General features: G+C 61.2%; 17 protein-coding genes. 8 read left to right on the top strand and 9 right to left on the bottom strand.

From position 1 onward, the window contains the following. The first annotated feature begins 5 nt into the window (after positions 1–5). The 3 genes from BC363_RS10870 to BC363_RS10860 are packed head-to-tail and all read left to right on the top strand — an operon-like array spanning position 6 to position 2,399. A complete protein-coding gene (locus tag BC363_RS10870; RefSeq protein WP_244519852.1) occupies positions 6–494 on the top strand; it encodes an SCP2 sterol-binding domain-containing protein in 489 nt (162 codons plus the stop codon). Next, complete coding sequence (locus tag BC363_RS10865) at positions 485–1,462, top strand: peptidase U32 family protein (RefSeq protein ID WP_065781700.1); 978 nt, start codon at positions 485–487, stop codon at positions 1,460–1,462. The genes BC363_RS10870 and BC363_RS10865 overlap by 10 nt, the downstream gene beginning before the upstream one ends. Before the next feature lie 4 nt (positions 1,463–1,466). Beyond that, positions 1,467–2,399 carry a U32 family peptidase gene (locus tag BC363_RS10860; protein ID WP_065781701.1) on the top strand — a complete coding sequence of 311 codons (933 nt, stop codon included), beginning with the start codon at positions 1,467–1,469 and terminating at the stop codon, positions 2,397–2,399. Between the two features lie 204 nt (positions 2,400–2,603). Here BC363_RS10860 and BC363_RS10855 read toward each other — a convergent pair whose 3' ends face one another. From BC363_RS10855 to BC363_RS10835, 5 genes are all read right to left on the bottom strand, one after another. Then, positions 2,604–2,789 (bottom strand): twin-arginine translocase TatA/TatE family subunit, encoded by a 186-nt coding sequence (locus BC363_RS10855; protein WP_065781702.1) that lies wholly within the window; start codon positions 2,787–2,789, stop codon positions 2,604–2,606. Positions 2,790–3,296: 507 nt separating this feature from the next. Further along, positions 3,297–4,844, bottom strand: a complete 1,548-nt coding sequence (locus BC363_RS10850; RefSeq protein WP_244519849.1) for an alkaline phosphatase — start codon at positions 4,842–4,844, stop codon at positions 3,297–3,299. Between the two features lie 273 nt (positions 4,845–5,117). Continuing rightward, complete coding sequence (locus BC363_RS10845; protein ID WP_065781704.1) at positions 5,118–6,185, bottom strand: ABC transporter ATP-binding protein; 1,068 nt, start codon at positions 6,183–6,185, stop codon at positions 5,118–5,120. A gap of 15 nt (positions 6,186–6,200) precedes the next feature. Continuing rightward, on the bottom strand, positions 6,201–8,369 hold the full coding sequence (locus BC363_RS10840) for an iron ABC transporter permease (RefSeq protein WP_065781705.1): 2,169 nt from the start codon (positions 8,367–8,369) through the stop codon (positions 6,201–6,203). 131 nt (positions 8,370–8,500) lie between these two features. After that, positions 8,501–9,526, bottom strand: coding sequence for an ABC transporter substrate-binding protein (locus BC363_RS10835; RefSeq protein WP_202618559.1), 1,026 nt, complete (start codon positions 9,524–9,526; stop codon positions 8,501–8,503). Positions 9,527–9,659: 133 nt separating this feature from the next. On the opposite strand from BC363_RS10835, the gene BC363_RS10830 reads away from it, so the two are divergent. The 3 genes from BC363_RS10830 to BC363_RS10820 all read left to right on the top strand — a co-directional run bounded on the left by BC363_RS10830 (position 9,660) and on the right by BC363_RS10820 (position 15,071). Further along, a complete protein-coding gene (locus BC363_RS10830; RefSeq protein ID WP_348272160.1) occupies positions 9,660–10,526 on the top strand; it encodes a response regulator transcription factor in 867 nt (288 codons plus the stop codon). Continuing rightward, on the top strand, positions 10,523–13,018 hold the full coding sequence (locus BC363_RS10825) for an ATP-binding protein (protein WP_065781707.1): 2,496 nt from the start codon (positions 10,523–10,525) through the stop codon (positions 13,016–13,018). Before BC363_RS10830 ends, BC363_RS10825 begins: the two co-directional genes overlap by 4 nt. Positions 13,019–13,316: 298 nt before the next feature. After that, positions 13,317–15,071, top strand: coding sequence for a hybrid sensor histidine kinase/response regulator (locus BC363_RS10820; RefSeq protein WP_065781708.1), 1,755 nt, complete (start codon positions 13,317–13,319; stop codon positions 15,069–15,071). A 173-nt stretch (positions 15,072–15,244) separates the two neighbouring features. Here the strand turns inward: BC363_RS10820 and BC363_RS10815 are convergent, their stop codons facing one another. Next, complete coding sequence (locus BC363_RS10815) at positions 15,245–15,580, bottom strand: cupin domain-containing protein (protein ID WP_065781709.1); 336 nt, start codon at positions 15,578–15,580, stop codon at positions 15,245–15,247. Positions 15,581–15,742: 162 nt separating this feature from the next. Between BC363_RS10815 and BC363_RS10810 the strand changes: the two genes are divergently transcribed. Next, the gene (locus BC363_RS10810) at positions 15,743–16,306 is read left to right on the top strand and encodes a MarR family transcriptional regulator (protein ID WP_065781710.1); all 564 of its coding nucleotides are present in this window, start codon (positions 15,743–15,745) and stop codon (positions 16,304–16,306) included. Positions 16,307–16,405: 99 nt separating this feature from the next. On the opposite strand, the gene BC363_RS10805 is transcribed toward BC363_RS10810, so the two are convergent. The 3 genes from BC363_RS10805 to BC363_RS10800 form a co-directional block, all read right to left on the bottom strand. Next, positions 16,406–17,812 (bottom strand): FAD-dependent oxidoreductase, encoded by a 1,407-nt coding sequence (locus BC363_RS10805; RefSeq protein ID WP_083223417.1) that lies wholly within the window; start codon positions 17,810–17,812, stop codon positions 16,406–16,408. A 3-nt stretch (positions 17,813–17,815) separates the two neighbouring features. Continuing rightward, on the bottom strand, positions 17,816–18,193 hold the full coding sequence (locus BC363_RS33445) for a cupin domain-containing protein (protein WP_083223418.1): 378 nt from the start codon (positions 18,191–18,193) through the stop codon (positions 17,816–17,818). 77 nt (positions 18,194–18,270) lie between these two features. After that, positions 18,271–19,992: an amidohydrolase gene (locus BC363_RS10800; protein ID WP_202618558.1), complete on the bottom strand. Its 1,722-nt coding sequence runs from the start codon at positions 19,990–19,992 to the stop codon at positions 18,271–18,273. A gap of 202 nt (positions 19,993–20,194) precedes the next feature. On the opposite strand from BC363_RS10800, the gene BC363_RS10795 reads away from it, so the two are divergent. Continuing rightward, a complete protein-coding gene (locus tag BC363_RS10795) occupies positions 20,195–21,091 on the top strand; it encodes a LuxR family transcriptional regulator (protein WP_065781711.1) in 897 nt (298 codons plus the stop codon). Positions 21,092–21,096: the final 5 nt, after the last annotated feature.

Below are 21,096 nucleotides of genomic sequence, written 5' to 3'. Positions count from 1 at the left end.
TTGCGATGATCGTGCCTTTCCGGATCGCCCCGCTCTCCGTCATAGAACACGCCACGCGGCTCGTCTTTGCGCAGGTCGTTGCCCAGCATCCGGATCTTTTCGACCGGCTCGGGGAGCACGCCGACAAGCGGTACGCCTTTGTCCCCACGGATCTTCCCGTGGGCTTTCTGGTAGAGCCGGCGGCCCGCCGCATCTCCGTTCACCGCAAGCCGCATCTGCCGGTCGCTCACGCCTGCATGGGCGGCAGGTTCGTGTTGCTTCTGGCGCTGCTCGAAGGCCAGATCGACGGCGATGCCGTGTTCTTCTCCAGAAGCCTGACGATCACGGGCGACATGGAAGCCATGTTGGCGCTGCGCAACGCGCTCGACGACTGCGACATCGACCTGCCGGCAGATATCGCCCGCATGAGCGGGCCGTTGGCACCCTTGGTCCGGCGCGCGGCCGCTGAAATCAGGACACGCGCATTGTCCGGGGAGGCAGCCACATGGAACTGATCTGTCCGGCGGGCACGCCCGCCGCCTTTCGCGAGGCCGTGGATGCTGGCGCCGATGCCGTCTATTGCGGCTTTCGCGACGAGACCAATGCACGCAACTTTCCCGGCCTCAACTTTTCACGCGAAGAGCTGAAGACCGCGATTGCCTATGCCCGCCGGCACAAGGTGATGACCTTCGTCGCCATCAATACCTTCATGCGGGCGGGTCAGGAAAAGCTCTGGCATGACGCGGTCGACGATGCCGTGCGCCTTGGGGCCGACGCCCTTATCCTCGCCGACTTCGGATTGATGGCCTACACGGCCGAGCGCCATCCGGAGCAACGGCTGCACGTCTCGGTCCAGGCCTCCGCCTCCAACGCCGACGCCGTCAAATTCCTTGTCGAAACCTTCGGTGCGAAGCGCGTCGTGCTTCCGCGCATTCTCACGATTCCCGATATCGCCCGCCTTGCGCGCCAGATCAGTTGCGAGATCGAGGTCTTCGTTTTCGGCGGGCTCTGCGTGATGGCCGAGGGGCGCTGCTCGCTCTCGTCCTACGCCACCGGCAAGTCTCCCAACATGAACGGCGTCTGTTCGCCGGCAAGTCACGTGCGTTACCGCGAGGATGGCAGCGAACTGGTATCGGAACTGGGCGACTACACCATCAACCGCTTTCCGGCCGGCGAAGCCGCCGGTTATCCCACGCTCTGCAAGGGACGCTTCGACATTGCCGAGGAGCGTGGGTACGCCTTCGAGGATCCGGTTTCGCTCGACGTCATGGATCACATCGATGCCCTGCGCGATGCGGGTGTCGGCGCGTTGAAGGTCGAGGGACGCCAGCGCGGCAAGGCCTATGTCGCCGAGGTCGTGTCCATCATGCGTCGCGCCGTCGCTGCCAATGCGGACGAGAGGCCCGCCTTGCTGTCGCGTCTCCGGCGGCTTAGCGAGGGACAGAAGACGACATCAGGCGCCTACGAGAAGCGGTGGAGGTAACGACATGCCCGCATCAACACACCCCTCGCTCAGCCTCGGCCCGGTACTTTACCTCTGGGACGGACCCAAATGGCGCGACTTCTATTTCCGCATTGCCGACGAAGCCCCGGTCGAACATGTCACCCTCGGCGAGGCAGTCTGCTCGAAGCGTCTGCATTTCATCGAACCGCATGTCGCCGAGGTGATCGAACGCCTGGAGGGCGCCGGCAAAAAGGTCAGCCTTGCCTCGCTTGCGCTGGTTACTTTGGAACGTGAAAGCCAACTCGTGCGCGGCCTTGTGCGCGACAGCGTCCATCCGATCGAGGCCAACGATCTGTCCGCTCTCGGGCTGCTTGCCGGCAAGCCGCATTCGGTCGGCCCTTTAATCAACGTCTACAACGGCGCGACCGCCCGTCTGCTGGCGTCGCGCGGTGCGACCAGCATTTGTCTGCCGCCGGAGTTGCCCATGGCGTCGGTGCGCGACATCGCTCGCGATGCACCTGATGTCGTGTTTGAAATCTTCGGTTTCGGACGCGTGCCGTTGGCGATCTCGGCGCGCTGCGCCCACGCCCGTTCCAAGGGCCTGGTGAAGGACAATTGCCAGTTCATCTGCGGCGAAGACAGCGACGGCCTCATCGTCGACACACTCGACCGCCAGCCGTTCCTCGCCCTCAACGGGGTGCAGACCATGTCGCACACATGCCAGAGCCTGTTGCAGGAGCTTGGCGAACTGACCGCCGCCGGCATCGGCCGCATCCGGTTGTCGCCGCAGGACTGCGACATGGTGATGGTCGCCCGGATCTATGACGATGTTGCAACCGGACGATGCTCGCCCGCCGAGGGCCTTGGTCGCCTGACGCTTGCCTACCCGGGCGTGCCGCTGTCGAACGGTTTCCACTATGGCCAGACCGGCGCGTCATGGATCGCAGCGCCCGCCGGCTCGCCCCCATGGAGGTGAACGATGGCAGATGAGTTGATCCTTTCGGCCAAGGAGACGACGGATGATGCCACTCTCGCCGATGTCGTCGGCAGCATTCGCCGGCTGATCGATGGCGCGACGCTCGATTGCGCCTGCCGGACCGAGATCGATCAGTTGCTCTTCCAGTTCGAAGCACTGGCTGCCGTGCGGCTTCGCCGGGCGCGACCCGGTGCGGGCCGGTCATTACTCGCCCTGTCTCGTATCGATCTCCCTCTGCGGCGGCACGGCGACATCGTCCTGCAGACCGCGCTTGAAACTGCGAATGCCCTTTGCGACATCCCCCATCAGTTCCGGGATCTTGCCGCGTCCGAACAGGACCAACACCACCGCAAGCACGATCAACCAATGCCAAATACTCAAGGAACCCATGTCTTCGCTTCCCTAAAACTGTACCGATGCCGCCGGGCGGCGACAGGGTCGCCGGCTGCGACATAGGATTAGCGTCCGTTGGGCGGGAAATCCTTGTCGGGTGACAAACAGCGGGCCGCTATGTCCCCAAACCGCCTGGACCCTGTCGCCATGCGCGATGCTGCGCCTTGTCGGGGAGCGATGGTCAGGCGTTGGCCCATCAACGCGCGGCGAGGATCAAACCCTGCCGCCGGCGCTCGTGACTTCGATCGTGGCATCGCCGGACGTATTTCGCTGAACCAGTCACGATCGATCGCCGAACCGTCATCGGCGAGTTCGGTACTGATCCGAGGCCTCCACCGTGACCTTCGTGTGCACCCGTTCCGCCATCCCGACTTATCGACAGCAAGTTTGCGAAGGTCGATCCTGTCCTGGACTTGTGGGCACCGGAAACCTCGATGCACCGAGCGGATAAAAAGTTGCCGGCGCCGCCGAGCGAGACAGCGGCACCGGCAAGCATGAGGCGGACTACTCCTTTGCCAACCGCTCGCCGATTCTCGAAGCGAAGTTCATCACATGGAAGATGTAGTTCTCCTCGACGGTGCCCTGGAACAGATGAGCCCATGGTCCGGCGGCATAGATGCCAAGGTCCTCGCCGCCATGGGTTTCGCTGTTGAGCGGCACCAGCGAGTGCTGGACAAAATCAGGCTTGGTCGTCTCTTCGGAAGTCAGCATCGGCCGCTCCTGCGGCTTTTCATAACCGCCTGGACCGTTGGCGAAACCGATCGTGGTATAGGTCTTGCCGTCCTTGCCGTAGATTGGTTCACCGTCGACGCCGACAGAGATCCCCAGAATTGGATTGCCTCGTTTGGCATAGCCCGCAATCGTCAATGTGTGGCTATGATCGCCGGTGACAACGATCAGCGTCTCGTTGAGATCGACCTTGCGCAGAACAGCCTTTACCGCCTCGTTCATGGCAGCGGCGTCAGACAGGGTGCGGTAGGCATTGGACTCGTGGCTGGCATGATCGATGCGCCCGCCTTCGACCAGCAGCACATATCCCTCCGGGTTGCGCGACAGAATGTCGATCGATTTTTCAGCCATCTCGGCGAGCGACGGCTCGCCAGCCTTATCGGCGGGGCGGTCGACGTCGTACTGCATATGTGATGGTTCGAACAGGCCAAGAAGGTGATCCGTGCGAGCGGTGTCGACCGCGTCAAACTGGGCTTTGTTCCAGACATAGGCGCCTTTGTCGCCGTAACGGTCCGTCCATGCCTTGGTGAGATCCATGCCATCCTTGCGCTTGCCGCTCTTTTTCGCGTTCCCGGGGTACTCGGGATCTTCCATCGACGCCGGCAGGAAATTGCTGCGGCCGCCTCCAAGGGCCACTTCCAGACCATCGCCATAGCCCATCTCGACGAGCTGGCGTGCAATGTCGAGGCAACCGGCGCGCAGCGCTTCTTCCGGCATATGGGAATCGGACTCCCAGTCGCGATTGGCGATGTGGGCGTAGGTGGCTCCCGGTGTCGCATGGGTCATGCGGGTCGTTGTGACCGCACCGGTCGACATGCCGATCGTCTCGGCCATTTCCCATAGGGTGGTCACCTGCTTAGTCTTCTGATCCTCGCACGAGTCCAGCTTGGCCGTGTGATCAAGCCCCATGGCGTCGTTGATCGACTTCACGCCGGTGGTCATGGCCACGGCACTGGGAGCAGAGTCGGTGATCTGGGCATCCGAGGAGTAGGTCTTCGACGCGGCGAGGTAGGGAAAGGCTTCCCAGGCAAGCACGTTGGATTCGCCATCAACGCCGCGCTGCTGCCCCTCAAAGATGCGGGCTGCGGTGACCGTGGAAAATCCCATACCGTCACCGACAAACAGGATAACGTTTTTCGCCTTGTTCGTGTTCTTCTGCAGCTTCAGGATGTTGGCCAGCGTGGCGTCGGCCTGCTTGAAGTAGGGGTCGTCAGCCTGGACCAGCGTGGCGTCAGCCGCCGCCGCTTGCGTGGCTCCAAACAGGCCCAAAAGCGCCAAGTGCAGAACCGTGCTTCGCAATCTAGCCGTTTTGATTGTCGTCATTCTCATTTCTCTCCTCCGTGTTGGCCCTTTTTCAAGGGTGGTTTGTGTTCCGGTGCCCTGCAATGCCGGGCGGCTCCAGCAAGACGACCGTCCTTCCGGTGGCACCGCACCGATACGAGCGTTCTCCCAACGCGCGTTCATGTGTGTCGGGGCGCTGTGCGCCAGCCGACCAAGAGCGTTTCCGGTTCAGATGGAGTCACGGAAACGCTCTAGCTCCTTGTTTTTGCGCAATTCCTGGACGGAAAACCGCTTCGGACTTTTCCTGGAAGTGCTCTATGCTGAAACCAATCGGGCCTCTGTGGGTTCGAAGCTGACGAACACGGATGATCCGACCTGCGGGGCGCCAGCGATCGGAGGCGCCACGGCGAAGAGAGAACCGAGCTCTCCCTGCAACGTGTATTGGATCTGGTTTCCCATATATGCGGCATAGGTGATCTCCGCCGGAAAACTCGATTGGCCCGGCATCCGGTCGAGCTTGATCTGATGGGGCCGCAAGACGAGCTTGGCGGGGCCGGTTGGCGCAGCGGCTGAGGGCAACGTCAGCTTCTTACCGCACAGAGCGATTTCAGCCCCAGACGATGACGCTGCCGTGACTTCAACATCCACGAGGTTCGCATCGCCGATGAAGTCGGCAATAAAGGCCGAGGCGGGGCGCTCGTAGAGATCGTGAGGCGATCCTTCCTGGGCGATCTCGGCGTTTCGCATGACGATAATGCGATCCGAAACGGCCATCGCCTCTTCCTGGTCATGGGTCACGTAGACCGCCGTCAGGCCAAGCCGCTGCTGTATCTGGCGAATTTCTTCGCGAACGTGACGGCGCAGCTTCGCGTCAAGGTTCGACAGCGGCTCGTCCAATAGCAGCACTTCCGGTTCGAGCACGATTGCGCGAGCGACGGCGACGCGTTGCTGCTGACCGCCCGACAGTTCCGAAGGCAGGCGGTTGCCGAACCCTTTGAGGCCGACGAGCTCAAGACCCATCTCCGCCCGTTGCTTGGCTTCGGCCTTGCGCATCCGCTTCACGGTCAGGCCGTATGCGACGTTCTCGAGAACAGTCATATGCGGGAAGAGCGCATAGGACTGAAACACCATCGAGACCTTCCGATAGGTGGCCGATAGGTGAGTAACGTCCTGACCGCCGATGAAGATGCTGCCTTCACTGGCGCTTTCCAGCCCGGCGATCAGACGCAGCGTCGTCGTCTTGCCGCAGCCGGAAGGGCCGAGAAGCGTCACGAGTGTTCCGGGCTCGATCTCCAGCGACAATTCCTTGAGAGCGGTCACGTTGCCGTAGCGCTTTGCGACCCGGTCGAAACGGACGGATCCTTTCGGCAGTGTGTTGGTCATGGGTGGTCCTTTCGTTCAGGCTGCTTCGAGGCGGTTGGTCCGCCGCAGGCGCCTTTGGCCGATAGTGAATTGAAGGGTGAGGATGGCGGCGAGCATCGTCAGGATCAGCACGGCGGAATAGGCGATGGCGACGCCGAAATCGCCATTCTCGACGCGGCCGACGATGAAGGAGGTCGCCATGTTGTGGCGGGCACTGACCAGAAAGATGACTGCCGAGACCGATGTGATGGAACGCACGAAGCTGTAGGTCACGGCGGCAAGAATAGCGGGTCCGAGCAGTGGTGCCAGAACGCGACGCGCTGTCGTGAAGCTGTTGGCGCCGAGCATCGTCGAGGCCTCGTCAAGGCTCTTGTCGAGCTGGGACATCGCGGCAATCCCACCACGCACGCCAACGGGCATGTTGCGGAAGATGAAGACGATCACCAGGATTATGGCCGTGCCCGTCAGCTCGATCGGCGGGAAGTTGAAGGCCATGACATAGGCCACACCGATAACCGTTCCGGGGATGGCGAAGGAAAGCATCGTCGAGAATTCGAATGCCGCCTTGCCGAAGAACCGCTGTCGAACCAGCAGATATGCGGTGGCCAATCCGATCAGGGCCGTGAGTGGCGCCGATATGGCGGCGATACCCAGCGTCGTGAAGAAGCTGTTCCAGGCCGAGCCGGTGAAGCGCAGACCATGACCGATATCGATGGCGAAGGCGCGCGCATAATGAGCAAGGGTAAATGTATGATCATAACCCCAAAGCTTCACCAGGCTGCCGAACGCAATCATCGAATAGACGACGGCCGTGAAGGCAGCCCAGGGCAGTGCGAGCGCGTAACAGGCCGCTCTGAGGCCGGGGTTGAGCGCCGCGTGCCGACCGGAATCGGCCTTTCCGGTCACTGTCGTATAGGACTTCTTGCCGACCCAACGTCGCTGGATCAGAAAGACGCCCAGCGTCAGGAACAAGAGGGCTATCGACAGGATGGCGGCACGCGCCGGATCGGCGACGGCGCCGACGATCGCAAAATAGATCTCGGTCGACAGCACGTTGAAGTTGCCGCCGAGCACGAGCGGGTTGCCGAAATCGGCGAGGCTTTCGATGAAGCCGAGCAGAAAGGCATTGGCAAGCCCGGGCCGCATCAGCGGAAGCGAGACATAGCGAAACGTCTGCCAACGGTCCGCATCGAGCGTCTGCGAGGCCTCTTCCATCGAGGGGCTGACACCCTCGACAACACCGATCAGCACCAGAAAGGCAATTGGCGTGAAGCTCAGCACTTGCGCCAGATAGACACCCCAGAAGCCGTAGAGCCAGCGTGTCCGTTCGAGCTCGAAGACGTCGGCGAGCAAGTTCGTCACCGTGCCGGAGCGGCCGAAAAGCAGGATAAGCGCCAGGCCGATCACGAATGGGGGGGTGATGATGGGGATAATCGTCAGCACCCGCAAAAGCCCCTTGGCCCTGAAGTTCGTGCGCGTGAAGATCAGCGCGAAAGCAAGGCCGAGTACGGTCGTGCCCAAGCCGGTCATGAGGGCAAGGATCAGCGAATTGGTTCCCGAGCCGCAAGGCCCCGCAAAGACCAGGCACTTCGCGCCCCAGATGTCGGCCGAAAGAAGCCTCGGCAGGAACTCGCCGAAACCGTAGCCCGTCTTGTCGCGCAGTTCGAAAGCGCGCAGCAATACATGCAAGACAGGATAGAAGACGAAGACGCCGACGGAAGCGACGATGGCGCCGATCAGCCCGCAAACGAACGCATCGCCCCGACCTTTGCCAAGACCGGAAATGCCCGTGGTCAGCGTGAACAGCAGGCCGCAGAACGTCAGCAAGGCGCCAATACCCATGCTGCCCTGGCCGACTTCGGTGCCGGGAAATGAAAGAAGGCGCGCGCCCGACGGGACGATCAGCAGGCCCTGCATCGCTGAAAGCGCGAGACCTGCCGCGGTAAAGGTGACAAGGCCGATCGCCGCCTGCCGTTGTGCCTTCACGACGAGAAGGACAGCAAGCGAGCCGGCAAAACCGATAAGCGGAGCCGCGAGCCACCAGCGCCCATGAAACAGCATTTGGGCCAGGCCGGACGGCACTTCGCCTCTGATATAGGCCGCCAGAACAGCAGGATCGAGCAGGCCCGCATCCGTCTCGTACCATGGCAACAGGACATAGCCCGCCAGCCCCAGCGCTAGCCAAAGCGCAGTGGTCTTTTTCATTGGAGATGTTCCCTAACTAAGGCCAATGGCGCAGCAGCGGCGCAAATGGCATCGTTGCCGCATCGCGAGCGGCGTCAGCCTGTGCTGGTGACGGTAACGGCGTGCCGGAGGCATGCCGTTACCGCTCGCTGTTACTGTTCGATGGCACCGCCGGCTGATTTTACTTCGGCGTCCCAGCGGGCAAGGAGCTTCTCGCGCGTCTTCGACGAACCGTAGGTCGCAAAGTCGTAGTCGATCAGCTTGACCGAAGAGAGGTTCCCCACTTCAGGCGGCACTGGCGTGTTCAGGTTGGAGGGCGTCTGGTACGACTGTGCCTGGGCACCGAGCTTCTGGCCGTCCGGAGACAGCACGAAGTCGATGAACTGTTTGGCGGTTGCAGTGTTCTTGGTGCCCTTGATCATCGAGACCGCGCCGACTTCATAGCCCGTACCTTCGCACGGAGCGACGATCTCGAGCGGAAAGCCCGCATTCTTCTGCTGCACCATGTTGGCCATGAAACCGATGGCGAAGACGGATTCGCCGCGTGCGGCGGCCTTCACGGGCGCCGAGCCGGACTTGGTATACTGGTTGACGTTCTTGCCGATTTCGGCGAGCAGGCGGAAAGCCTCATCCTCACCGAAAAGCTGCACCAGTGTTGCAATCTCGGTATAGGCCGTGCCGGAGCTGTTGGGATTGGAAACCTGAATTTCGCCCCGATACGCTGGGTCTGCAAGATCCTTCCAGCAGGCCGGCGCCTTCAAGCCCTTTTCCTTGAGCAGTTCGGCGTTGTAGGCGATACCGAGCGCGCCGGCATAGACGCCGATGGCTTTGCCGTCGGTGATCTCGGCCATGTTCTTCGCCCAGCCGAGCAAATTCGTCGTGTTCGCGCCAGAGGCCTCGGTCAGGTTCTCCTCGGCGGCGATCATATGCGGGTCACCGGTTCCCGCAAACCACACATCGATCTTGGGATTGCCGGACTCGGCCCGGATCTGTGCGAGCGTCTCGCCGGTGCTTTTGCGGATCAAGGAAATGTCCGCACCGCTGGCGGCGCGGAACTCGTTCGCGACCAGGTCGCAATGGTCTTGTTCCGAGCTGCAGACGACGCTGAGCTGCTGGGCAGCCGCAGTTGTCGCGGTTGCCGCGATCAGCGCGGAACTCATGAATAGTGTCTTCAACATCATTGGCGTTGCTCCTCCCTGCCATGGCTATTCGACAAACCGTTGCCGAACAACCGGTTCTACTATGTCAGCTGGGCAGGCGATTTCGCCACGATCATCGCATTAACAATCCTGCGCTGTACCGGCTTATTGATTGGGATTGTTTCAAAAGTTACAGCCTTGCCAACTTTGGCAATCAAACGCGTCGTGCAGACTTGTCCGCTTCAATATATGGTCGCTGCATGCCGCCATGTGCGGCATGGGAGGAGCTTTAGAGGTGAGGGGATTATCAGACAGACGGAGCGTTATCGCTATCGTCGATGACGATCGCGAGCATCGCGATATGGTGGCAAGTCTCCTTGCGGAGAACGGGTTTTCAGCGATTACGCTTGCCAGCATCGCCGAGTTTATCGCGCTCGGTGAGCGGCCCGAGGTCGATCTCGCGCTCATCGACCTGAAACTCAAGGGCGAGTCCGGTCACTCGCTCGCCATGCATATCCGGGCGCGCATGGACATGCCTATCGTCATGCTGACGGGCCGGGGCGATGAGATCGATCGCATCATTGGCTTGGAAACGGCGGCGGATGACTTCATCACCAAGCCCTTCAATCCGCGCGAGCTGCTGGCGCGCATCCGGGCCGTGCTGCGCAGATACGGCCGGCCGGCCGCCGGGATCGTGACCGCCGACACGACGGCACCGTCGTTGATCGCGTTCGGCGAGCTGCGTGTAGACAAGTCCAGGCGCCAGTTGCTGGGTTCCGACGGCAATGAGGTCGCGCTCACGAATTCGGAGTATCGTCTGCTTGAATACTTCCTCGACAATCCAAATCGCGTCATTCCCCGAACGGAATTGCTGACCGACCTTGGTAGCGACCTCTCGAATTACGGGGATCGAACGATTGACGTTCTGATATTGCGGCTGAGACGCAAGATCGAGCGTGTCCCTTCGAAACCGGTGCATCTTCAGACGCGGCGAACGCAGGGATATGTCTTCGTCACATCGTTGGCGCCGCACGAATGACGGTGCGCTTCCGCCATCTGAGCGTGCAGCAGAAGTTGTTGGGTTCGCTGGTGCTGTTGTCGGCAGCGACAGTGTTGATCGGCGCCGTGGCGTGGGTCGCGCTCGACCGTTCGGAGAAGCGCCTCAGCGCGTTGCATTCCGCCACGGTCCAGGATGTCGGTGATGCTCTTGCCATTTCGCGTCTTGTCTCGCAACTCTCGAGTACGGCTCCGTTCCTGCTCACCTTGCAATCGTCGTACTTGATCGAGAAGGAGGCCGCCGCCGTGCTCGAGACGGCGCGCCGGATCGAGGAACAGGTCGGGGCGCTCTCCAGCTCCCATCCGCGGCTCGCCGTGCAATTCGATATGCCGCTCGGTGCGCTTAGAATAGCGGTCGCGGACCTGGTCGCCGCGACGCAGCAACAGTCGGTCATTCGCGATGCGAAGTTGCGCCTCGACCGGGAACTCCTTTTGTTGGATTCTGCCATTCTTCCCGGGCAGGACACATCCGCCCTTGCCAATCCCCAGCAGCAATTTGCTGTCAGGCAGTTGATCGATCTGCTCGCGGCCGCACGCCGCACGGACAATCTGTTCCACCTCGGCGAACTTGATCGCGAGTACCATGCCGTACGGCGGCAGGTCTCGCAGACCATGCCCGGTCAGTTGTCGAAGCTGACCGGCGATGGCGAAGGACCGGCCCGAATCTTTGAATTGCGCCGCATGGAGTTCGCGTTTCTGGCAAGGGCGAGAAACGCTCTCGCGCGCATTCGTGAGCAAACAGAGAATATCAATCAGCTGAGCGCGACGGTCATCGCGCAAGCCGATGTAAAACTTTATGCCGTGCGGCTCGATACACGCTCATCCATAGACTACGCGAAGGTCGTTATCCTCATCGTCGGGACGATCAGCGCGGTGGTCACCATTCTCGCCGCCCTTTTCGTCGTTCGATATGTCGCCGCCAATCTCAGGGCAATTTCCGAAGCAATGGTGCGACTGGCCCTCGGCGATCGAGGCAGCCGGCTGGCGCGAACCCGGCAACCCGACGATGAGATAGGCAAGTTGTTCCACGCGTTTCGGATGTTCCGCGCGACGGTTCTGAGACTGGATCGCTTGAACCGGCAGCTTCGCCGCAAGAACCTGCTCTTCGAGACGGTCGTTGCTGGAATGAGCGACGGCGTGGCGATAATTGCACCACAGGGCACGATTGCTGCCGTGAGCCCGAACCTGCCGAAAGTGCTGCGGATCGGGGCGGGTGCCGTGGCTGTCAACCGGACACTTTCCGGCGTGTTCGAGGCCTCCCCGTTCGCACGCGCCAACATCCGCCACGACACCGCACCAGAAAACCACGAGCTTAGAAGTGCCGACGGTGGCGTGATCGAGTGCAGGGTGGCCCCTCTTCCTGATGGCGGTGTCGTTTGGTTGTTTTCCGATGTCACCGAGCGGCGGCGCGTCGAGGCCCGCTTGAACGAGATCCGACGGATCGAAAGCCTCGGAAAGATCGCCGGCGAAGTCGCGCACGATTTTGGCAACATCCTATCCACCTTGTCGGGCAACCTTCACCTGCTGGAGACGGCGACAGCCGACGCCGCGGCAAAGTTGCGCCAGCGTATGGGCGCCACCGTCGAGCTTGGCGCCACGTTGGTGCAGCGCCTGCTTGCCTTTGCGCGAAAGCAACATCTGGAGCCCGAGGTCATCGACCTCAACCTCCTGGTTTCCGGCATGGGAGATCTGGTCGAGATCGCGTTGAATGGGGAGGTCGATCTCGTCATCGCGCCTCACGGCCAGCCGCTGCTTGCCAAAATGGACCCTGGCCAGCTCGAGAGCGCAATTCTCAACCTGTGCATCAATGCGCGACAGGCCATGGATGAGCGAGGGCGGATCGAAATTGCCCTTCGCACCCGTGGGGATCAGGCAGCAGAGATCGAAATCACCGACACGGGCTGTGGCATGTCGCCCGAGATACGCAGGCAATGTCTTGAGCCCTTCTTTACCGCGCGACGCGACGGACAGGGAACCGGGCTCGGCCTTTCGATGGTCTATGGGTTCATCCGCCAGTCGGGCGGTGACCTATCTATTCAGTCCGAACCTGGGCGCGGGACGACTGTTACCCTGGTAATCCCGCTTGCCGCCGCCGCCGAAGAGGCATCTGTCAGCACAAGCTCGTCCCGGCGCTGCCTGCTCGTGGACGACGATCCAGTGGCGCTGGCGAATGGCGAAGGCATACTCAGGGGCGCGGGTTTCGAGGTCGTGACCGCAAACTCGCTCTCCACCGCCGTAAGCCTGTTGCAGACGTTCTCGCCATCCGATCTGCTGGTAACCGATCTGCATCTGGAGGACCTGCCTCGCGGGTGGGAATTGGCCAGAATATGGCTTGAGACCTCACCGGAGGCGCACGCGCTTGTGGTTTCCGGTCGATTTCCCCAGACAAATCCATTGGCTGAACGATATGCGGAGCGGCTGGCCTGCATTGAAAAGCCATTGACCGCCAGCAAGCTCGCGACGCTTGGCCTTTAGCAGGCGTGGCCGAACTCCCTTTCGCACCTCTGGCATATTACTCATTCAGATGAGCTCGCAGGGCAACCAGACTGAAAACGTGCAGACCGCAGCCGTGCTTACCGCGGGGCAGCCAGGTTCGGTCCGTCGCGAACAATGGCATGATCGTCGGTGAGAATAGCGGTGAGCTGACGATCAATCTGATCACCCTCCACGAAGGGATCGACGTAGTACCAACCTATGGGAAACAACTTTCTGATAAATCACTCGTCCTGGGGCGGACCGCCGGATGAGTTCCACCCGGCATCTGGGAGGAACAATGCACGAGGACAAGATTCGTCAGGCTCTCATCGAGCTTCTGTATCGCAACTCCTATGGCGTGGTCATCTCCAACATCGTCATTTCTCTCGCCGCCGTGTCCGTCCTTCGGCATGTCGTATCGGCGAGCTGGCTGGCCGGATGGGTTGGCGCGCTCTACCTGCTCATCGTCATACGTGTCTTTGCCTCCCGCCGGTTCTTCCGCCGTCCAAGAGATCCCCGGTCCATCATGCGATGGGCCTGGCTCGCAGCGGCATTCACCTGGGTGTCCGGCCTCATGTGGGGCACGCTCGGCTGGGTCGGCTTCCTTCCCGATGAGCCCATTGTGCTTTCCTTCACGGTTATCGTGCTGACCGGCCTCGTCTGCGGCACGGTACCGTCTCTTTCGGCTTTTCCACCCGCGCTCATCGGCTCAATTCTTGTAACGGTCCTGCCGATTGCCGCGCGCTGCATTCTGACGGACAGCGATATTTCCGGCGCTTTCCTGTTCCTGCTCGCCTCCCTTGTGGCGATCAATTTCTACTATTGTCGCATCACCTACCGGATGTTGCGCGAAACCGTCAGCCTGCGACTGGAGAACGAGAGCCTCGTCGGCCACTTGCAAGAGGAACGTGACCGGGCGCAGGCAGCAGACCGCGCCAAGACGCGCTTTCTGGCAGCCGCCAGTCACGATCTGCGCCAGCCGATCCATGCGTTGAGTCTGCTGGTTTCCACACTTGCGATCCTGGGGCAACGCGGAAACGTCTCCTCCGGCGATGCTCGCGATCTGGCAACGAGGGCGAAGTCCGCCGTCGGCAATCTCAGCGGACTGCTGAATGCGCTGCTCGATATCTCCCGGCTTGACGCCGGCATCGTCACGGTTGTGAACGAGACGATGGCGTTGCGCGACCTTTTTCGCGATCTTCGTGACGAGTTCGCCGCGGAAGCACACCAGCGCGGCCTTGAACTGCGGATCGTCGACAGCGACCTGCTGGTCGACAGTGACCCGATGATGCTCAGGCGGATCCTTAACAACCTGTTGTCGAACGCCTTGCGCTACACGAAAGCGGGCAGCATCCTGCTTGGCTGCCGCAGACGCGGCAATACGGTCGAAATCCAGGTTCTGGACACGGGCTCCGGCATCCCTGCCGATCAGCAAGCGATGATCTTCGAGGAATTCGTGCAGTTGCAGAACCCGGCAAGGGACCGCACGCAAGGTCTGGGCCTGGGTCTTGCCATCGTTCGCCGGACGGCCGAGTTGCTGCAACACCCCCTAAGATTGGTTTCCGTGCCTGGGCGCGGCTCCATGTTCTCGATCACGGTTCCGAGAGCCCATCCGGTGAGATCCATTCTGCAACGCGGTCAGCCGTCTCCCGCGGCGGACATCACGGCCGGCATCATGCTGGTGGAGGACGAGAAGGACGTCTTCGACGCTATGGTTCGGCTACTTACGCTGGAGGGGCATCGCGTCTATGCCGGCCGATCTGTTGGGGAGGTGCTAAAAGTCCATACGGAAGCCCTGATGGCCGGCGACGCGCCTGTCGATCTTATCGTTGCCGATTACCGCCTTGAGCATGGCACCACAGGTTTGGACGCGATCCAGGCCCTCAGCGCCCACATCGGTCGCCGCGTTCCGGCAATCATCGTCACCGGCGACACCTCGCCGTCACGTCTCAAGGAGGTTAGCGCAAGTAGCGTTCGTATCCTGCACAAGCCCATCACCGGAGAGGAACTACGGGAAGTGATCCACACCACCTTGAGGGGGATAGAGCCGTAGATCCGCCCGACACAAGCGGTTGTCACATCCCGGCAGGCCGGCTCGCCATACAACGAGCGCAGATTGCCCCCAACCGTGACGCTACGAGTTGCGCTGCGAACGTGTCGCCGGCTCTTGGCGGCCGGTAGCGATCGGTCTTTGGTCAACCCGCCTGACGGGGATTGGAAACCGGTCTAAACCAAGACCTGCTGAATCGTCTGGCTCGGATGAATGCAGACGATTTCCAGCTGGTCGGCGCCGACATTTTCGAAACGATGGGGAATATTGGCGGGCCCGACAATGATATCGCCGGCGGAGCCGCGTGTTTTTTGATTGCCTATCGTGAATTCTGCCTTGCCTTTGCGGATCACCCAAGTCTCCGCATAGGGATGCATGTGCAGTGCGGAACCGCGCCCGGGATCCGCGTCGACGACAAAAAGCGATACGTCGCTGCCAAACTCACGGCCTTCGAAGCGAACGGTGCGGCTCGCGCCGGGTTCGACTTCTTGATGACGGCGGACTGAAATCATTCCGAACTCCTCCACGTCGCTGAGATCTGAAATTTATCTTTGCGAGAAGATATATTCTCAAGACTCTCTTCTCGTCAAGATATTTATCTTCGCACAAAGATATCTTTGCCATTGGGATGACGCGGTGTATGTCTCGAAGGCTTGAGACCGTTGAAATCGACTATGAGGGACGCCAAACAAGTGCAGTCGGATCAAGATGAAAACCGCCGCTTGGAACGCGGTTCTGCCGAAGACCATGTTGATCGGCTTCGTGCGCAATGGGCGCGCGAACTGCCGGATCTGGACACGGAGCCGATGGCTATCCTCGGCCGCGCGAAGCGCCTTGCCAATTTGGTTGGCCCATCCATCGAGGACACTTTTGCAAAATTCGGCCTCGACCGGGGCGAATTCGACGTAATCGCGACCTTGCGGAGATCCGGGCCGCCCTACCAGCTCACACCGACGGAAATGTACACGACGCTAATGCTGTCTTCCGGCGGACTGACGCACCGCCTCGTTCGGTTGGAAAAAGCGGGGTTGATTGTGCGCGAAAAATCGACCCGCGACGGCCGAAGCGTCGTCGTTTGCCTGACACCGACTGGCGCAACACTTGCCGAGAAGGCATTTCGCGTGGATATGGAGAACGAACTGGTCTTTCTTCAGGGGCTTGATGCGGAAGAACGCACCACTTTGGCAGACCTGCTGCGCAAGCTCGTCGCGAGCCTCGAGGAGCCGCGCGAAAGCTGAGAGTGCAGCGGCAGCTTATGCAGCAACTCAAAGTGTTACAGCGACCTTTGCGCGTCTAAATAGACGCGCGGCGCTATAAAGCGCCGGGCCTGTTGCCGCTCAACTCAATGGAAAGCCCATTGCCGAGACCAGCCTGAGCCACGGCTTGCGCCATCCGCCCTTCCGGTCGGCGGTATCGAGCGCGTACATCGTCACTTGTGCCCCAAGCCAGCGGAAAGGTTCCGGCGGCACGACGTTGGGCAATTGCGTTGCAAAATCCAGCCTGCTCTCCGAAGTCTTCGACCCGTCGAGAATGTCGAGCGCTATGCGTGCGCCGAACCTCGACGCGGAGACACCAAAACCCGAATAGCCGCCGGCATAAACGACCTTGCCTGCGTGGTATCTCTGGAAATGCACCGCCATGCGTGTGCTGAGATCGATCGGGCCGCTCCAGGCGTGCGTGAAACGGAGGCCCTGCAACTGCGGAAACGTGTCGAAGAACGCAGCGGCAAGCGGCTCGTAGGTCTGGACATCGCTGTCCACGCCTGGCGACGTCGTGCCCGCGAAGGCATAGCCCAGTCTTCCCCCGAAGATGATGCGATTGTCTTTCGTCAGGCGCATATAGTTCATCTGGGTTCGGGTGTCGTAGACACCCTGCCGGTTTTTCCAACCGATCGACGCCATCTGATGTTCAGACAACGGCTCGGTGGCGAGCACACGATCTCGGACGGCGACGACGCGGCGCTTGATGCCGGGGTGGCCGGAGGCAAACGCGTTGGTTGCCAGCAGCACCTTCGGCGCGGTTACCGAGCCGAACGGCGTCTTAACCTCGATCCTGGCCCCAGCCTCGTCGAGCGCCAGCAACTCGGTACCCTCGAAAATCTCGACGCCGAGAGAAAGCGCAGTTCGCTTCAACCCCCAGGCAAGCAAGGCGGGATGGACCGTCCCGCTGATATCCTTTGACCAGATCCCGGCCTTGTATCGCGGCGACCCGATCTGCGCCTGGACCGCGTCTTGATCCAGAAACACGGCCTGATGCCCATATTGAAGATGCAGTTCATGCTCCCGGTGAAGGGCTTCGATATGGTCTGCATCCACCGCGACGGTCAGCTCACCGCCCCACTCCGCGTGGCAGTCGATGCCATGGGCCGAAATGGTCTGCATGAAGCCGTGCATGTTCTCCTTGCCCAGTCGCTCCAGCTCGGCGATGTCGTTGGGGAACACACGCACAGCATTGGACAGACCGTGCATCACCGACGTGGAGACGACCCCGCCCGGGCGACCGGAGGCGCCGTTGGCGACGCTACTCTTTTCGATCAACACCACATCGAGATCGGGCTGCGCCTGCTTGGCCTGGATTGCGCCCCAGAGGCCGGTGAAACCGCCCCCGACGATCAGCAAATCAGCCTTTCGATGGGCCTTCAGCGGCGGCAGCGCTTCGGGAGCATCCGGCCGATCCAGCCAGAACGGCGACATCTTCACGTCGGCAAGCGACGCCGCCGACGATCGTTGCGTTGCGTGCGCCATGGGTCACCCGTCGGTCTTCGCGGTGTGCAGGACATAGACTTTGCGCATCGTCTCCAGCACCTCGAACCGGACCTTCACCCCCTGCGGCAGGAAGTAGCTTTCGCCGGCTTCGAACGTCTCCACCGATCCGTCCGGGCTGGTGATCGAGACTTTGCCTGAAAGGATGACGCTGTATTCCACCCCATTGGGGTAGGAGAGCATTTCGGCATAGGGCGTCGATTGCCATGTGCCGACGACGACCGAACCGTCGGCGCTCTCGAAGTGGACGTCACCCATCTCGTCGGCAAAACCCGACAGGATCGCCTCGACGGGCACGACGCTGCATTTTTCCAGCTCGCGCCGGCCGACGCCATTGCGATCGATTTTCATGACCTTGGACATTTATGCTCCTGAATGCATGGACAATTGTTGGCGGGACACGAGAAAAACCCGGTCCCGCCGGATGCGGTTGGCCGCCGTTACTTCGCCCGATAGACTTCCGTTCCGGCGACATAGGTCGCCTCGACATGCCGCTTTCGGATGGACCGGTCGACGGGATCGGGAAGCTTGGCGTCGAGCACGACGAAATCGGCCCATTTACCGGTCGAAATCGAACCGATCTCATTGGCCCACGGCGTCATATTGGCGCCGGCCTGAGTGTAGGCGAACAGCGCCTCGTCAAACGTGACGGCCTGCTCGGGATGCCATGGGCCGTCGCCGAGCCCGAACGGACTTTCGCGGAAAACGGCATCGTTGATCTGGGTCAGCGGGCTGAGCGGCGACGTCGCCCAGTCGGATCCGAATACGACCGGAACCTTGTTCTGAAGCATCGACTTCCAGACATAGGCATGGCTTTCGCGCTCATGGCCCACCCGCTCGGTGATGTATTTTCCGATCGTGCCGGTTGCGTGGTTCGGCTGCATCGACGCCACGATGCCGAGCTTCTTGAACCGCTCGATATCGGGCGGACTGATGATCTCGATATGCTCGACGCGATTGGGGTATTTGCCGGGAGACTGCCCCTTTTCGAATGCGTTCAGCGTCATCTGGACGCCGGCATCGCCGATCGCGTGAACGGCAGTCGGGAAGCCGTTGTCGTTGGCCGCCTTGATCAGCGCGCTCAGATCCCCTTCCGACTGGAATGGCTCCCCCTTCCATCCCGTGCGATCCGAATAGTTTTCAAGCAGGTAGGCCGTATGGGTCGAAAGCACCCCGTCGACGACCGATTTGGCGTAGCCGACCGTCAGGAGCGGACCCTTCACTTTGGTTTCACCGCTGGCAGCCACACGGCTGTCGACGGCTTCACGATCCTTTGCCGCTGCCGGAATATTTGCAGCCTTGTCTTCGAAGAAGCCGTACCAAACCCGCAACGACAAGGTCTTGTCCTCGACGAGCTTCAGATAATCGTAGGCGGCAGCGATGGACGACATGTCGTGAACGCCGGTCAGGCCGACGCTGTTGGCAAACTTCACGGTCTGCAGCAGCGCTTCGGCGCGCTCCTTGTCGGAATAGGCCGGCTTCTTGTTGGTGACGAGATCGCCCGCCCCTTCGAGCAGGATCCCGGTCGGTTCTCCGGTCTTGGGGTCGACGACGATCTCGCCACCGGCAGGCACCTCGGATTTCGCCGTGACGCCGCTGATTTCCAAGGCCTTGCTGTTCACCCAGATCGAGTGGAAATCGATATCGCGCAGAACGACCGGGCGATCCTTGACCACGGCGTCGATGTCTTCCTTCGTCGGAAGCTTGCCCTCCTTCAGCGTATAGTCCCAGCCGCCTCCAGTGATCCACACGCCTGGCGGCAGGCGTTCATCCGCCTCCTTGATCTTCTTCAGCCACGTTTCCTTGTCAGGGATGTAGGAGAGATCGACGCCGGTGACGTAGTCCGTGCCGCTTGTCAGATGCGTATGTCCGTCGATGAAGCCGGGCGTGACCGTCTTGCCGCCGAGATCGAGCACGGTGGTCTTGCCGTCGGCGAGCGACCGGATCTCGGCGCTGGTGCCGACTGCCACGAACTTTCCGCCTTCGACGGCAAAGGCTTCGGCTCGCGGCGCATTGGGGTCAACGGTCCGCACGTCGCCATTGACCGCGATAAGATCGGCGGCCGCATTCGCAACCGTAAAAGATGATCCGGCCGCAAGCGCGGCGAGCATGGTGCCAGCCAGAAGCTGGTGCAGCAGAACACGTGTTTTCTTGGTGCGCACGTCTTTCCCTCCCGAGGTCAGAACCGATGAACCTGATGCATGGAGTAAGCGGCAATGCGGCCGGAAGCGGAATACTCCAAAGGGCTAGGTCCGCGCGATCGGCGACCGCCGCAAGCATCCTTGCCCAGCCTGCAACAGGCTGCGGCCGTCCCTTGCGGCCGTTTTGAAACTGACCTACGCTCGCGCGAGGGAGGACGCAGGCATGAATGGGAGTATCGCGACGAGCGAGCCAGGCACGGTGACGCAGTCGCCTGCAATCAATGAACTGGCGATGTCACTGATCGGCAATATCGGTCGAATGGATTTCCAGGAGCGTTTGACTGAGGCATTGAAGCAGCATGTTTCCGTGGATGCAGGGCTGATCCTGCTCTATCGGGGCGACAGCGCGCCGAAAATACTGTTCAACGATTGGCAGACGCATCGCGGCCTGTCCGACATCCGGCACTATCTTCAGGGACCTTACCGGCTCGATCCGTTCTATCAACTCGCGGTCGAGAATGAGGATGACGGGCTTTATCGCCTAAGCCAGATCGCGCCATCGTTCGATCGAACCCAGTATTACCGCGAATACTATCAGCACTCCGGACTTCACGACGAGTTCAACTTCATCGTCAGCCTCGGCGACGCCTCGAAGATTGCGATCTCCCTCGGCCGCAAGCGGTCGAGCATAGCCTTCAGCGAGCAGGAAGTGGCGTTGCTCGAGAGCCTGGCTCCGATCCTGCGGACGGCAGTCATCCGCCATTTCCGCGACCTGAGACCCGAGACGCTCGATGGCGAGGGCTCCGCGTTGCAGAAGGCGCTTGCCCAGGCGATCGGCAATTTCGGCCGCAGCATCCTGACGGAGCGCGAATGCCAGGTCGCTCAACTCGTGCTGCGCGGCTATTCCGTCAAAGGGGCTGCGACGCGGCTCGGCATCTCGCCGGCAACGGTGAAGCTGCACCGGCGTAACCTCTATTCAAAGCTGGATATCACGTCGCAGACGGCGCTGTTCGCGCTGTTCATAGACTCCGTTTCTTCGGCCAGAAACGTCTACGAGGACCCGCTGTTGGGCTACCTCGCCAAGCGCGGGCAGTTGACGGGCGAGCTTGCCTGCAACTGACGGGC

The organism is Ensifer sp. LC384, from assembly GCF_001695865.1.
Lineage (GTDB): Bacteria > Pseudomonadota > Alphaproteobacteria > Rhizobiales > Rhizobiaceae > Ensifer.
Note: the sequence above shows the minus strand (reverse complement) of the source record. Positions and strands in the feature narration are given on the sequence as shown.

Excerpts from the sequence above, each read along its gene's own strand:
- BC363_RS10870 (WP_244519852.1), top strand. The coding sequence starts at position 6 with ATGATCGTGCCTTTCCGGATCGCCCCGCTCTCCGTCATAGAACACGCC.
- BC363_RS10865 (WP_065781700.1), top strand. The coding sequence starts at position 485 with ATGGAACTGATCTGTCCGGCGGGCACGCCCGCCGCCTTTCGCGAGGCC.
- BC363_RS10860 (WP_065781701.1), top strand. The coding sequence starts at position 1,467 with ATGCCCGCATCAACACACCCCTCGCTCAGCCTCGGCCCGGTACTTTAC.
- BC363_RS10855 (WP_065781702.1), bottom strand. The coding sequence starts at position 2,789 with ATGGGTTCCTTGAGTATTTGGCATTGGTTGATCGTGCTTGCGGTGGTG.
- BC363_RS10850 (WP_244519849.1), bottom strand. The coding sequence starts at position 4,844 with ATGACGACAATCAAAACGGCTAGATTGCGAAGCACGGTTCTGCACTTG.
- BC363_RS10845 (WP_065781704.1), bottom strand. The coding sequence starts at position 6,185 with ATGACCAACACACTGCCGAAAGGATCCGTCCGTTTCGACCGGGTCGCA.
- BC363_RS10840 (WP_065781705.1), bottom strand. The coding sequence starts at position 8,369 with ATGAAAAAGACCACTGCGCTTTGGCTAGCGCTGGGGCTGGCGGGCTAT.
- BC363_RS10835 (WP_202618559.1), bottom strand. The coding sequence starts at position 9,526 with ATGTTGAAGACACTATTCATGAGTTCCGCGCTGATCGCGGCAACCGCG.
- BC363_RS10825 (WP_065781707.1), top strand. The coding sequence starts at position 10,523 with ATGACGGTGCGCTTCCGCCATCTGAGCGTGCAGCAGAAGTTGTTGGGT.
- BC363_RS10820 (WP_065781708.1), top strand. The coding sequence starts at position 13,317 with ATGCACGAGGACAAGATTCGTCAGGCTCTCATCGAGCTTCTGTATCGC.
- BC363_RS10815 (WP_065781709.1), bottom strand. The coding sequence starts at position 15,580 with ATGATTTCAGTCCGCCGTCATCAAGAAGTCGAACCCGGCGCGAGCCGC.
- BC363_RS10810 (WP_065781710.1), top strand. The coding sequence starts at position 15,743 with ATGAGGGACGCCAAACAAGTGCAGTCGGATCAAGATGAAAACCGCCGC.
- BC363_RS10805 (WP_083223417.1), bottom strand. The coding sequence starts at position 17,812 with ATGGCGCACGCAACGCAACGATCGTCGGCGGCGTCGCTTGCCGACGTG.
- BC363_RS33445 (WP_083223418.1), bottom strand. The coding sequence starts at position 18,193 with ATGTCCAAGGTCATGAAAATCGATCGCAATGGCGTCGGCCGGCGCGAG.
- BC363_RS10795 (WP_065781711.1), top strand. The coding sequence starts at position 20,195 with ATGAATGGGAGTATCGCGACGAGCGAGCCAGGCACGGTGACGCAGTCG.